Raw genomic sequence first — 13,999 nt, forward strand, 5'->3', positions numbered from 1 at the left:
GGGGTTCCCTGCTCGTGTCGCTTCCGTGTGAGCTCGTTCGCGTGCTTGTTTTGTCTGAGTTCTGTCCAATATGCCGTTTTCAGGGGCGCTTTGGCTTTTTCACGCGGGCAACCGGCTAGAAATACTTCGGGCATGAGCTCGAATTTCCTACTTGACTTTTAATAGCTGGTCTCCTTTTATTTAATGAAATTAAAACATAATGCCGAGAGTTGCTTTTCTTGAAGAGACTCTTGACTGGCGCTGCTTTGGAAAAACCGGCTAAGTTTTCTTCCAAAGAATTGATAAGCCCCTAGAATTTGCCTTGCACAGCTATTTGAGCGTACATGCAGCATGCGTCGAGCATGCTCTGTATATCGCAGCATTCGTCTGTCGCGTGAGCCATGCTTATGTCTCCGGGACCGAATACGATTGTGGGAAGTCCGAGCATACCGGCCGTAGTAACTCCGTTTGTACAGGCGCCCATGTGGAAAAGGACCGGTTCTGATTTCCGGATCGACTTGTACGCTTCCGCGGCGGCTTTGACGAGGCTGCTGTTCTCGTCTATATCCCATGCCGGAAGAAACGAGTGGAACATGAAATTCATGCCTGTCCAACTGGTGCTTGGAATATCACTGTACTTCCATGCAGCCGGCGTTCCCGCTACAAGGCTGTCCATTTCCTTTTCTATAAACTTTTTGTCTTCGCCTGTGACAAGTCTGCGGTCAAGTATTATTGTCGCGTCCATGGGAACGGAATTATTGGAGGCTGTATTGCAGTATATGTTTGATATCGCGACCGAGCCGCACTCGCTGCTTGCATTTTTCTGTGCCGCCAAATCAGTGCAAAGCTGCTCGACTCTTTTTATTACGGGAGCCAGCAAGTACACAGGATTGATGCCGTTTCTCGGAGCGCTGGCGTGACACCCCTTTCCGGGCATGTTGATCTCTATAAGAGCTCTTCCCCGATGGCCTGTAGCTATCTTTAGGTCAGTCGGTTCACAAATGACCACGGCATTGGGTTTGAGAGACGACCAACTAAAATACTCTCTCACGGCCTCTCCGTCGTAATCTTCCTCCATACAGGAGGCGGATACCACGACGGCGACGTTATCAGGAATTCCTATTTGCTTGGCTATATATCCGCCGTACACAGACGCTGCCAATGGACACTTCATGTCCACCGCTCCTCGCCCATAGATCTTGCCGTCATGGATTTCGCCGCCAAACGGAGGGTACTTCCATTTTGGTCCGTCGTTTACCGCGACGGTGTCCATGTGGGAATCAAAGAATAATATGTTCTTCCCACTTCCTAACTGTCCGATCACGTTGCCATAGGGATCTACGTTTACTTTATCGTAGCCGAGACTATGCATTTTGCTCGCAACGAGCTCCGCGACGGATTCCTCGGAACAAGTCATGGATTTTGTTTGTACGAGCTTTACGGCAAAATCAATAATGTCCCGCGCTATCTCGTCTACGATCTTTTTTATCCGGGACCCGTCATTCATTTAGAATGGTCCCCACTTAATAAGCTGAGCGATAACCATGAATGCGGCGGCTAACACCGTCCATATGATAAACAGAGGAGCCATCTTCTTCATCCATTTTCCATAAGGAACGTGCCCGAGAGCCAGAGTCGCCATAAAATATCCTGACACGGGATAGAAAATGTTCGAGAAACCGTCGCCATACTGAAGAGCGAGAACAGCCGTTTGCCTTGTAACTCCGACCAGATCCGAAAGAGGAGCCATGATGGGCATGGTGACGACGGTCTGCCCCGAACCTGAGGGGATAAGGAAGTTCATGATGGTCTGCACGATGAGCATACCCACGGATGTAACGCTTGCCGGCAGGTTTTGAAGCACAGTTGCCAGATTGTGTATGATGGTATCTGTAATCTGGGCGCTGCTCATGACGACAGATACACCTCTGGAAAGTCCGACGATCAAGGCTCCCAAAAGAACCTGCTGGCATCCGTTCAGGAACGTGGAGCAGATCTCGTTGGGTCTCATGCCCGAAATAAGGCCTGATACCATGGCCATTCCCATGAAGATGCCGCCGATTTCAGGCGTATCCCAGCCCCATTGGAACACGCCGTATACCATGATGACGAACATGACAAGAGCGGCGATGCCGGCAAGTTTTTGCCTGCCTGTCATCTTTTTTTCTTGATTTGATGCTGTTTCAAGTTCTTTTCTGAGAACGAGGTCTTCTTCATACATGATGGAAGACGTAGGATCTTTTTTTACCTTGGTTGCGTATGACATTACGTAAACTATGCCCGCAATCCCGACAACTATAAGAGAGATAAGTCTGAGTTGCCAGCCCGACAGCAACGGGAGACCTGCGATTTTTTGACCGATGATGGTTGTGAACGGATTTGCTATAGCTGACGTGAATCCGATGGCGGAACCGCAAAGCGCGGTGGCGCAAGCCGTCATGGAGTCAAATCCCAGCGCCAGCATGAGCGGAAGTATGATCGGCACATAGACCATGCATAACTCGCACATACCAATAAAACAGTCTATGGCAGCGAAAGTGATCATGAGTATTGGAATTATCCATATGCCGCGATTTTTCATCTTTTTGGTCAACCATGATATGGCGCCTCCTATGGCTCCGCTCTGGTTGACAACGTAGAATCCGCCGCATACGCAGAATGTAAGAACAACCACATATCCCGCGTCAACGAAACCGTTAGGAAACGCTTCAAGCAGATCCATAACGCCCGTAGGGTTCGATTTGACCACATGATAGGATGTGGGGTTAATAATCATTCTTCCCGTGGTCGCGTCTGCGACTCTGTCATATACCCCCGCAGGCAGTACGTAGCTCAGAAGTCCTACAAGCAGTATGATGGCATAAAGGATAATAAAGATATGAGGCATGGTAAATTTTTTCTTCCCACCAATATTTTCTTTATACATATTTTTCCTCCCTCTTCGTCTTAGGCCCAATACAGGATAGCATCCATATCTCGCTCGTCCGAGCAGTAATCAATGTGTCCAGGATTCTGGGTACATATCAGTTTTGTCTCCGTTCTCTTATTTGAAATACGTAAGCGGTAGCATAGCGTACAAAGCGGCGCATGTTACTAGATCCTGTTTCCAGGTGATTTCATTGGGAGCGTGGGCTTGAGCCTCGCTGCCGGGGCCGAATCCTATAACGGGAATATGATTTCTTCCCATGATGGACACTCCGTTTGTTGAAAAAGTCCATTTATCCACAAGGGGGCGTCCCGCACGTACGCTTTTCTGAGTCTGGGGGGAAGTCCTGTCGTTTCCATAAAGCTCTTTGTGCGCTTGTTCCATGGCGAGAGTAAGCTTATGATCTCTTGGAAGTATCCACGTGGGGAAATAGCTCTCTATGGGATATGTAAGCCCTGTGTAAGACGCTCGGGCATATTGATACATGCTGACCTTTACATCATCCCCGTATTTTTTAACCGCGGGCAACGTCCTTATCTCGGCCAAACAGCTTTCCCATGTCTCGCCGGCAGTCATGCGCCTGTCCAGCGATATGGAGCAGGAGTCAGCTACGGCGCATCGGCTTGGAGAGGTGAAAAAAATTTCCGATACGGTAATCGTTCCCTTCCCTAAAAAGCTTGCTTCGGCATAATCCGCGTTGTACCTGCTGTCGAGCATTTTCGCGAGACCCTTGATCTTATCTCCGGCAGAGAACCCATTTTCGTTAAGCGCTCTGATATCTTGTAAAATATCTGCCATCTTATATATGGCGTTGTCGCCTCTTTCAGGTGCCGAGCCATGGCATGAAATACCTTTCACGTCTACGCGTATCTCCATACGTCCGCGCTGGCCTCTGTATATACCTCCGTCTGTGGGTTCGGTAGACACTACAAACTCAGGCTTTATGCCGTCTTCTTTGATAATGTATTCCCAGCAAAGCCCATCGCAGTCCTCTTCCTGAACGGAGCCTGTTACTAAAACGGAGAAGTCGTTGTTCAGAATTCCCAGCTCTTTCATGATTTTGGCTCCGTAAACCGCGCTTACAATCCCTCCTAATTGATCCGATACGCCTCTTCCACCGATTTCTGTCTCGTTTTCGTATCCGTCGTACGGGCTAAAATCCCAGTTTGTTATATTACCTATGCCGACGGTATCGATGTGTGCGTCAAAGGCGATAAGTCTATTTCCTGTTCCCATATAACCTAGGACATTGCCCATGGGATCTGTTTCAACTCTGTCAAAAGACAGTTTCCTCATTTCTTCTGCTATGACTGTTGCGTGGGGCTTTTCTTCTGAACTTTCCCCTGGATGTTTCACTATTCTTCTAAGAAATGCCGTCATGTCTTTTTCATATTTTGCGGCAGCTTCCTTGATTTTTTCTGTATTCATAATTTCTACCTTCATAAACCATGCGTTTGTCCATAAAATTGCGGAGTCTATTAAAGAGACTGTACTATACCGCGCTTACGATTTGTTTTTATTGAGGACGGTGTTTTAGTACAGCCCGGGATAGAGCGGTTTCGCCTCGCAGAGTTCGGTGATCTCGGCGCGGACTTTCCCGATCTCCGCTTCGTCGTCGATGTGGGTGACGACGCGGTCGATCCAGCCGGCGATCTTCTCCATTTCCTCGCGGCCGAAGCCGCGCGTGGTCGCCGCCGCCGTACCGATGCGCACGCCGCTGGTCACCATCGGGCTCAGGGTCTCGAACGGGATGGTGTTGCGGTTGACGGTGATGCCGGCCTGGTCGAGCGCGATCTGCGCCTGTTTGCCGGTCACGCCTTTGCTGGTCAGGTCGACGAGGATCAGGTGGTTGTCGGTGCCGCCGGAGACGAGGCGGAAGCCTTTCTCCATCATCTTTTCGGCAAGGTGTTTGCAGTTGCCGACGATGTTCTGCTGGTAGGTCTTGAACTCGGGTCTGAGGGCTTCGGCGAAGGCGACGGCTTTGGCGGCGATGATGTGCATGAGGGGGCCGCCCTGCATGCCGGGGAAGATGGCGGAGTCGAGTTTCTTGGCGTACTGTTCTTTGCACATGACCATGCCGCCGCGGGGGCCGCGCAGGGTCTTGTGGGTGGTGGTGGTGACGAAGTCGCAGTAGGGCACGGGATTGGGATGGACTCCGGCGGCGACGAGGCCGGCGATGTGGGCGATGTCGAACATGACGAGGGCCCCGACTTCGTCGGCGATCTCGCGGAATTTCGACGCGTCGATGATGCGGGGGTAGGCGCTGGCGCCGCAGACGATCATCTTGGGATGATGCTTGCGGGCAAGCTCGCGCACCTGGTCGAAGTCGATGGTCTCGGTGTCGCGGCTGACGCCGTAGGGGACGACGTTGTAGAGTCTGCCGGAGAAGTTGACGGGGGAGCCGTGGGTGAGGTGTCCGCCATCGGTGAGGTTCATGGCCAGGATGGTGTCGCCGGGCTGGAGCTGGGAGAAGTAGACGGCCATGTTGGCCTGGCTGCCGGCGTGGGGCTGGACGTTGACGTGGTCGCAGCCGAAGAGTTTCTTGGCGCGGTCGCGGGCGAGGTTTTCGGCCTTATCGACGACTTCGCAGCCGCCGTAGTAGCGTTTGGCGGGGTAGCCTTCGGCGTACTTGTTGGTGAGCACGGAGCCCATCGCCGCCATGACGGCGCGCGAGGTGAAGTTCTCGGAGGCGATCAGCTCGATCTGGTGGTTCTGGCGGCGGTACTCTTCGATAATGATGTCGGCGATCTCGGCGTCGACGTCCCGGATGTACTTGTCGCTGTTCTTGTCCATTGATATCTACCTGCCCTTTCGATATAAATAACCATCTCAAAAATACACGATATATTGCGTATCTCTCTTGTGGACATGTTATTTCTTTCATCGAGCTTTGTCAAGCTGTATAATGTATATTTTAAAATTTTAGTGATGTGAGTATTAAATAGGAAGAACTGCCTTCGTACAGTGCTACAATATGAGCAGGACACTGTAGGCCTGTTAACAGGCAGAGCAGACTGCGACATTCCACAGGAGCCGGTGACAAGATGGCAGAGAAGGGGGAGCTCTATAGATGAAAGACATCGTTGAGGATTTTCTCGAGCTGGTGCAGATCGACGCGGCGTCGGGGAATGAACGCGGCGTGGCCGACGCGGTAAAGGGCAAACTCGGGGCGCTGGGGCTGGCGGTCGAGGAGGATGACGCGGGGGCCGGTTTCGGCGGCAACGCGGGCAACGTGCTGGCGGTGCTCGACGGCGGGCTGCCCGGCTCGATTCTGCTCAACGCCCACATGGACCGGGTCGCCAACGGGCAGGGGATCAAGCCGCAGATCAAAGACGGCCTGATCGTTTCCGACGGCACGACGATTTTGGCGGCTGACGATCTGTCGGGCGTGGCGGCGCTGATCGACAGCGTCCGCCGTCTGCAGGCCTGCGGACGAAAGTTCCCGCGCGTGGAATATCTCTTCACCGTGGGGGAGGAAGCGGGGCTTCTGGGGAGCAAGGCTTTCGACACAAGGCGGCTGCGCGCCAAAGTCGGCTACGCGTTCGACTCGCCCGGTCGGCTGGGGCGCGTGGTCTGCGCCGCTCCGGGGCAGGTGAGCCTGACGGTCGAGGTGACGGGAAAAGCGGCGCACGCCGGCAACTGTCCCGAAGAGGGCGTCAACGCCGTGACGGCGCTGGCGAAAATCCTCGCGACGATCCGCGACGGCCGTCTCGATCCCGAGAGCACGGCCAACTTCGCCGTGCTGGACTGCGGCACCAAAGTCACCAACATCGTCCAGTCCTACGCCGTCTGCCGGGGTGAAATGCGCAGCCGCAACGACGCGGCTCTGTCCGCCTACGTGGAATATTTCGAGAAGCACTGCCGGGAGGCGGCCGCGGGAACCGGCGCCGCGGTCACGACGACGGTGACGCCGCAATACGAAAGTTTCAGCTTCGACGAGGACGCTCCGGTGATCCAGGCGGCGCTGGCCGCCCTGCGCGGCATGGGCGCGGAGGCGCAGGTCAACGGCGGCGGCGGAGGCATGGACGCCAACGTTTTCAACGCCGCCGGGATCGGCGTCGTCGGCGTCGCCACGGGGTACAGCGGCAACCACGGCGTTTCCGAACGGATCGTGCTCGACGACCTGCGCCGTGCCGGCGAACTGGCCGAACGCATTGTTCTTGCCTGGGGCGACAGGGGCGGGCTGCCCGAATAGATTTCGCGTCGGCGCGGGGAAGTCCTTTGGGACAGTTCATTTAAAGAATATGCAGAAAGCGCTCCGGGAAGTTTCTCGCAGGGAATGAGAAACTCGCGGAGCGCTTTTTTATCGCGCAGGACGTGCAGGCATAAAACGCCTGAAAAGCGATGCGGGACTTTTTTTGTTCGAAGCTGCCGTTCAAAAGAAATCACCTGCGAAAAAGTGATCGTTTTTGCAGTAATACGGTACATTAAAACAGAAAAATTGGTCATTTTTTATTAATGACGTGAATCGTCCTTTATGATAATTTGGCGTTGATTGATAGTTATTAATTTTTTATAAAGTGACGTGTCGGAGGGAACCTCCGGCGGGATTTTTGCTGAAGGCTGGCCGCGGCCAGGCCGAAAAGCGGAGAAAGATGAAAAGGAGCGATAGTCATGAATCTGAGCACGTTTAACGGCGATTGGTCGAAAGTGAACTTTCTGAACCTGATGATGATCGACCTGAGGGGCAACCTGCGCTCGGTAACGCTGCCCCGCGAGTACGCGACCGAAAAGGTTTTGCGCGACGGCATCGGTTTCGACGGCTCCAACTACGGCTACGCCAAAGTCAGCAATTCCGACATGGTGGCCGTTCCCGACATGGGGCGGGCGCTGCTGGAACGGCGCGGCGAATTCAACACCGTGCACGTGTTCTGCGACGTGGTCTCCGCCACCGACGAACGTATCCCCTTCGAGCAGTATCCTCGCAACGTCGTCAGAAACGCCGCCAGGTACCTGCGCGACAAGAAGATCGCCGACGACGCCAAAATGCTGGTGGAGCTGGAATATTACGCGTTCGATCAGGTGGAGTACACGATCCAGCCCAACCGCGTCGGCTACAGAGTCGCCACCGCCGAGGGGCTGGGCGACGATTTCAGCAGCGCGCCGCGCTTCGGCCTGTTCGACGGCTATCACCGCGTCTCGCCCGAGGACCGCTACCGCGATTTCCGCGACACGACGGTGGAGCTGATGGGGATCGCCGGCGTGCCGGTGAAGTATCATCATCACGAGGTGGCCGCCGGCCAGCTGGAGATCGAGCTGGAATTCACGTCGATGGAGAAGACGGCCGACGACGTGACGCTGGCCAAGTGGATCATCCGCACCGTGGCCCGCGAGATGGGCATCTTCGCCACGTTCATGCCCAAGCCGATGAACAAGGTTTCCGGCAGCGGCATGCACGTGCACCAATTCTTGACCCGCGACGGCAAAAGCCTGTTCCCCGGCGACGGCGTCGCCAATCTGTCGCCGCTGGCGCTTTCCTACACGGCGGGACTGCTGACCCACAGCCAGACGGGCAGCCTGCTGGCGTTCACCAATCCAAGCACCAACAGTTACCGCCGCCTCGTGCCCGGCTTCGAAGCGCCCGTCAGCGCCACGTTTGCCAAGGGCTCGCGCTGCGCCGCCGTGCGCATCCCCAGCTATCTCAAGAAGGACAGCACGCGCGTGGAGTACCGGCCCGGCGACGCCTCGGCCAACGTTTACTTTATGCTGGCCGGCATGGTCATGGCCGGCTGCGACGGCATCGCCGCCCAGCTCGATCCCGTGGCGCTCGGCATGAACAGCGCCGAGATCCTTCAGGAAAAGATCTTCCCGCTCAACCTGAACGCCGTGCTCGACGGCTTGGAAAAGGATCACGCCTATCTGCGCCCCGTCTTCCCCGAGCAGCTCGTCGAGCAGTGGATCAAGGTCAAGCGCGAGGAAGCCGCCTACATCTACAACGCCCCGACGCCGCAGGAGTACGAGCTGTACTTCTGAATCAGGTACGGGCAGAGAAAACTCAAGAGCAACGGCAAAGGCCGGCGAGCGTGCTCGCCGGCCTTTGCCGTTGGAAATGTTTCAGACGGAACGTTTTCGTTTGCGCGGGGAAAGATACTCTCCGCACACCCGTTCCTCGTTTTATACTATTTCTTAATTAAAAGGCCGAACGCGTTGGGCTTGAAGCTGCCCACGGGGATGGAATCGCCGCGGTAAGTGCCCGGCTTCACGTCGAGTTTTCCCGTATCGAAATAGTTCTGCTCGATGTTGTAGGGATAGTGGCCGTAGTAGTTGGCGTCGGTCCAGGACGGCGACGGCTCGATGCTGAACGGCCCGGCGCCGCCGGCGCGGCAGGCGTATTCCCATTCCGCCTCCGTGGGCAGGCGGTAGCCGTTCGCGTCGCGGTTCCAGGTCACGTTTTCGCCGTCGATCGCGTAAGCGGGCGTCAGCCCTTCCGCGGTGCTCTTCAGGTTGCAGAACTTCACGGCGTCGTACCAGCTGACGTTCTCCACGGGCAGTTTTTCACCGCGGGTGTGGCGGCTGGGATTTGCGCCCGTCAGCGCCTTGTATTCCTCCTGAGTGACCTCGCGGCGGCCGAGATAAAAGTCGCTCACCGTCACGTGATGCTGGCGTTCGTCGTTCTCGCGCCACGGCTCGCCCTCGGGGCTGCCCATGATGAACGTGCCGCCTGTGATCAGGATCATTTCGTCTTGCGGCGCCGCCAGCGCGGTTCTCGCGCTCAGCGCCAGGAGGACCAGCAGGATCAGCGTGCTTTTCATGGCGCTCGCCTAAAATCCGTTCTTCTCCAGCCAGGCGTCGAGGTCGGCGCTCAGCGAGGAGCCGCCGTCGTAGTAGATGGAAAGCGGATTCTGCACGACGGCCGCGGGGATCAGCTTGGTGATGGCGGAGACGCTCTGGCCGAGCCGGCCGCCGCCGTTGCTGCAAAAAGGCGACACCGTTTTGCCGGCGAAGTCGTAACTTTCGAGGAACGTGGCGACCGGCATGGGGATCGACGCCCACCAGTTGGGATAGCCGAGCAGGATCGTGTCGTACTTCGCCATGTCGGTCACTTTGCCCTTGATCTCCGGCCGGGCCTGGGCGCGCTGGTCGCGCTGCGCTTCCTTCAGCACGGTGTTGTAGTCGTCGGAGTAGGGCTTGACCAGCTCGATCTCGAAAATGTCGGCCCCCGTCTTTTTCTGGATGGCGCGGGCGATGCCGCGCGTGTTGCCGCCCCACGAATAGAAAACGATCAGCGTCTTCTCCTTCGTCGGTTTCGCCGCCGCGGGCAGCGCCCAGAGGGCCGCCAGCGCGGACAGACCGATCATCAGCGCGTACAGGTTTTTCATATTTGGAATCTCCTTTCATAATGAGACATCTGCCGGAAAGGCCTTTGTGCGTGGCCCTGCCTCTGGTGGCTCATTATAAAGGTTTGAGCGCCCTTCAGGTCAAGAGTCCCGGAACGATTATACGGAGATTTGTGCCAGCGGCGTCAGGATCGATAAATCGGGCTGGTTCGATCCCAGCGCCGGCGACGTGATCGGCTGGTATATGACGATGAACGGGAAAGCTCAAAACGCGGGCGCAGAAACGCGTCCGCGAGAAGCGATGCTGATTCTCGATGAAAAAGTTTCATCGGCAATCCGCATTACATGAGGTGTTTGAGAGCTTTTTGTGCAGGCTGGTAATTGGGGTTGATGGCGAGAACGGCGTCGAAACATTTGCGGGCGTTCTTCTTGTCGCCGCATTTCAGCGCCGACATGCCGGCCCAGTAGGTGTTGAGCAGGTCGAAGCTGTTCTCGCGGGCGCTGCGGTTGAACATGGAGTAAGCGCTGCGGTACTGCCCCGCCTTGTAGGATCTCTGCCCGTTGCGGTAGATGATGCGCAGATTCGAGAGGCGGTTGGCCGGCATGTTGTAGGCAGTGAACAGTCGGTCATCCGTGCAGCTGTTCACATTTACGGGCGGATTGTCTTTGAAGACGGGACCGCCTTCGTCGGCATATTGCCCCGGTACGGAGGCCTTGCCGGTCTTGTCGCTTTGGGGAAGCGGAGGTGCGTCGGGGACCGTCGGTTCGGGCGGAGCTTCGCTGCCGGCAATCACGGGAGCGGGCGCGTCGGGGACGAGACGTTCGGCGGTGACGGGCAGACTGCGCGCGCTCTCGCCGGGGTCGATCTCGTCGAGCAGGTCGCCGGTGCGGATGGAAGCGGGGCCGCCCTTGCCTTTCACGTAGGCGCAGAGGCTGTAGTTCGGCTTGACTTCGACGACTTTGACGAGGGCGTGATAGACTTTTTCGGCGTCGATGATGGAGCCGTCGATGGCGCGGATCGGTTCGCCCTCTTCGTAGACGCCGTAGAGCTGGCCTTTGGCCGCGCCCTTGGCGGAGCCCATGTCGATGAGAGCGCGCTGCGGCGTGACTTTGATGACGTGATAGGCGACGCCGCCGATGCGGCGTTCCAGTTCGCGCACAACGCGCTTGACGGCTTTCATGGCGGCCTGCGAACCGACGCCGCCGTACTGCGTCGTGCCGATCACGGTACCTTCGTACACGGCGCCGGCGATGGCGCGGCTGGCCGCGCCGGTCTGACGCAGAGCGGCGGTGATGGCGCCGGTGGTGGTGTCGATGGTGCGGACGTCGAGCGTGACAGTGCCGACGTTGCTGCCGACGGCCAGGCCGAAGTTGTGGATGGGCAGCACGCCGCCGGTCTGTTGTTCGTCGAACTGGGTGACGGCGCCGGTGATGATCCATTCCACGCCGGCGAGACGCCCGACTTTGACGAGCGTCGATTCGGACACCAGTCCCGACATGGAAAGCCTCTGCTCGCGGGCCACTTTTTCGAGGGCGGTGCGCTCGTAGACCTGGAACGATCCGGAATTGGAAAGTTCGGTGATGAACATTTCCGTGAGCGCGTCGGCGACGTCCGACGAGACTCCCGGCGCTCCCGACCTGAAACGGTCCACGCCGATGCGGATCACGGCCGCGGCGGGCGAAAGCAGAACGCTTGTCATCAGAAACGCGGCGGCGCACAGCGTTTTGATTCCTTTCATCGATAATCCTCCTTGGAGTAATAAAACAACCTGCGCTCTGGGGTGGAGCGCAGGTTGTGATGGACCGGAAAGAACTTATTCGTAGTCGAGCTTGACGTCGTCGGGCTTGCGGATCGGCTCGATGCCGTCGCCGCGTCTGAGCCCGCCGCCGCGGACGATCTTGGCCTTGGAATACTGGGGACGGGCGTCGATGATCTGGATCACGGCGACATAGTAATGTTCCGCGTCAAGTACGTTGCCGTGAAGGTCGCGGATCGCTTCGCCCTCGCGGTACACGGCGTAATACTGGCCCTTGCGGGCGCTGCCGGTGGCCGTGCCGGCGTCGATGGTGACGTTGCGGACGCCCTTGGCTTCAAGCACGTGGAACCCTTCGGCGCTGCCGGGCGCGGCGCCGGCGCCGATAGCGGCGCGGAGATTGGCGATCACTTTGGTAATGGCCTTGTGAGTGGCGGTAGCCAGCTGTCCGCCGCTGCGGCCGGTACCGAAACCGCCGTAGCGGCTCAGCAGTCCGCCGAGGACGTTGGTGCCGGCGCCCTCGGCGCGCCCCGCGTAAACGATGGCGCCGGTCGTGGTGTCGACGATCCTGACGTCGAGCGTAACGTAGGCGGTGTTGGTGTTGATCAGGCCGCCGATCAGGCTGCTGCCGCCGCCGATAATGCCGCCGCCGGCGGTGTCGCTGGCGCTGTATTTGGTCACGGCGCCGGTCATCATGTACTGAGCGCCGGCAAGACGTCCGGTGCGCGAGGCGGTGTTGCTGTCGATCAGGCCGGACTGCCCCATGCGCTGCTCGCGGGCGATCACGTCGAGACGGTCGCGCTCGACGACCTGGAAGGTGCCGCTGTTGACGAGCTCGGTGATCATCATGTCCATGATGGAATCGACGGGCACGTGGCGGCCGGAACTGTTGCGGAAGGTCTCGACGGAGATGGTATAGGCCGCAAGAGACGGAACGGCGAGGCACAGAGCGGCGCAAAACGCCAGCAGGATTTTGAGCGATTTTTTCATGGTCTGGGAGCTCCCTTCGGTCTAATAGATGTCGACGTACATGGTGCTGTCGGTGATGTCGTTGATGCGGGCGTAAGGCACTTTGTCGACGATGGCCTTCTGCAGTTCCTTGAGGTCGAAGTTGCCGAACACGGTCAGCTGGGCCCAGTCGCCGTCAAACCGCCCGGTGCGGGCGGAGGTGACGCCGTAAACCGTCTTGCAGGCGGTGACCACGCTTTGTACGGATTTGAGGTCGCGCGCTCCTCTGACGAAGACGTAGAAGCCCCCGTCGGTGACGTTGGGGTTGGCGGGCACGCCGGTGATTTTCTCGGCAAGTTCCTCGGCCGCTTTCCTGACGGCTTTGATCTCGGACTCGTCAGGCGTGGCGCCGACTTCCTTGCCCATGGCGGAATCGGAGAAGATCGTGCGTCCCGTGGAATCGTAAACGTGCACCATGACGACGGCCGAGCCGGTGTACATGCCGAACTCGTTGCGGATCGTGTCCAGCACTTCCACGGTGCCGTCGACGTACTGGCTGACGCCGTGCGCGCGGCTGATCTTCTTGACGGCGCCGGGGCCGGGTTGTTTGGGCTGAGCCTTGACGATGCGGGCGGTGATCTGGTCGCTGACGACTTTGTAGCCGTTTCTCACCAGCGCGCTGCGGATCGTCTCCGTTGCCAGGGCGGCGCCGCGGGCGGCCGAGGCGTAGTGCGTATAGCTCATGCCGCCGTAGTAGTTCCAGCTGGACAGCGACGTATAGCGCGTGCCGGGCTCGACGTCGTAAAGGATGACGGCGATGGCCCGGTTCTTCCGCAGCGGCGCCGCGACGGCCGTGACCGCCAGCGTCAGCACCGCCAGCGCGGCGAGGGTGAAACGAAGGACTTTGCGGTTCATAATGGATACCTCCCCAAAATTAAGGCTTTAAAAACACATGGTGTTGAGAAGCTGCGCCCGGCCCGCGACCGCTCCGAGAAGCGCAAAGGCGACGACCAGCGTCAGCAGGATCAGGAAAAAAGCGGTGGTGCGGCAGAACCGTTTCATGACGAAGACTTCCTTCAACGCAAATTTTGTTGCTTTGTAAAAAGCATAACGGC

11 protein-coding genes are annotated in these 13,999 nt (G+C 57.6%); 2 read left to right on the forward strand and 9 right to left on the reverse strand.

The window, feature by feature from the left end; translation table 11 throughout:
- Positions 1 to 289: 289 nt before the first annotated feature.
- The 4 genes from RAH42_RS02550 to glyA all read right to left on the reverse strand — a co-directional run bounded on the left by RAH42_RS02550 (position 290) and on the right by glyA (position 5,698).
- Positions 290 to 1,486, reverse strand: coding sequence for a YgeY family selenium metabolism-linked hydrolase (locus tag RAH42_RS02550; protein WP_317539901.1), 1,197 nt, complete (start codon positions 1,484 to 1,486; stop codon positions 290 to 292).
- Entirely contained in the window at positions 1,487 to 2,905 is a 1,419-nt protein-coding gene (locus RAH42_RS02555; RefSeq protein WP_317539902.1) for a TIGR00366 family protein, read from the reverse strand.
- A 117-nt stretch (positions 2,906 to 3,022) separates the two neighbouring features.
- Complete coding sequence (locus RAH42_RS02560; RefSeq protein WP_317540239.1) at positions 3,023 to 4,333, reverse strand: YgeY family selenium metabolism-linked hydrolase; 1,311 nt, start codon at positions 4,331 to 4,333, stop codon at positions 3,023 to 3,025.
- A 105-nt stretch (positions 4,334 to 4,438) separates the two neighbouring features.
- Positions 4,439 to 5,698, reverse strand: coding sequence for a serine hydroxymethyltransferase (gene glyA, locus RAH42_RS02565; RefSeq protein WP_317539823.1), 1,260 nt, complete (start codon positions 5,696 to 5,698; stop codon positions 4,439 to 4,441).
- A 277-nt stretch (positions 5,699 to 5,975) separates the two neighbouring features.
- Here glyA and RAH42_RS02570 point away from each other — a divergent pair, with 277 nt between their 5' ends.
- The gene (locus RAH42_RS02570) at positions 5,976 to 7,100 is read left to right on the forward strand and encodes a M20/M25/M40 family metallo-hydrolase (RefSeq protein ID WP_317539903.1); all 1,125 of its coding nucleotides are present in this window, start codon (positions 5,976 to 5,978) and stop codon (positions 7,098 to 7,100) included.
- A 419-nt stretch (positions 7,101 to 7,519) separates the two neighbouring features.
- Positions 7,520 to 8,878, forward strand: a complete 1,359-nt coding sequence (locus RAH42_RS02575) for a glutamine synthetase beta-grasp domain-containing protein (protein ID WP_317539904.1) — start codon at positions 7,520 to 7,522, stop codon at positions 8,876 to 8,878.
- Between the two features lie 146 nt (positions 8,879 to 9,024).
- Here RAH42_RS02575 and RAH42_RS02580 read toward each other — a convergent pair whose 3' ends face one another.
- The 5 genes from RAH42_RS02580 to RAH42_RS02600 all read right to left on the reverse strand — a co-directional run bounded on the left by RAH42_RS02580 (position 9,025) and on the right by RAH42_RS02600 (position 13,799).
- Positions 9,025 to 9,657 (reverse strand): SUMF1/EgtB/PvdO family nonheme iron enzyme, encoded by a 633-nt coding sequence (locus RAH42_RS02580; protein ID WP_317539905.1) that lies wholly within the window; start codon positions 9,655 to 9,657, stop codon positions 9,025 to 9,027.
- A gap of 9 nt (positions 9,658 to 9,666) precedes the next feature.
- Positions 9,667 to 10,224 carry a flavodoxin gene (locus tag RAH42_RS02585; protein WP_078017172.1) on the reverse strand — a complete coding sequence of 186 codons (558 nt, stop codon included), beginning with the start codon at positions 10,222 to 10,224 and terminating at the stop codon, positions 9,667 to 9,669.
- Positions 10,225 to 10,523: 299 nt separating this feature from the next.
- Positions 10,524 to 11,921: a CsgG/HfaB family protein gene (locus RAH42_RS02590; protein WP_317539906.1), complete on the reverse strand. Its 1,398-nt coding sequence runs from the start codon at positions 11,919 to 11,921 to the stop codon at positions 10,524 to 10,526.
- A gap of 75 nt (positions 11,922 to 11,996) precedes the next feature.
- The gene (locus tag RAH42_RS02595) at positions 11,997 to 12,926 is read right to left on the reverse strand and encodes a CsgG/HfaB family protein (protein WP_078017164.1); all 930 of its coding nucleotides are present in this window, start codon (positions 12,924 to 12,926) and stop codon (positions 11,997 to 11,999) included.
- Between the two features lie 21 nt (positions 12,927 to 12,947).
- On the reverse strand, positions 12,948 to 13,799 hold the full coding sequence (locus RAH42_RS02600) for a hypothetical protein (protein WP_078017165.1): 852 nt from the start codon (positions 13,797 to 13,799) through the stop codon (positions 12,948 to 12,950).
- Between the last annotated feature and the right edge of the window lie 200 nt (positions 13,800 to 13,999).

The sequence above is a fragment of the Pyramidobacter sp. YE332 genome (genome assembly GCF_033060595.1).
GTDB lineage: Bacteria > Synergistota > Synergistia > Synergistales > Dethiosulfovibrionaceae > Pyramidobacter.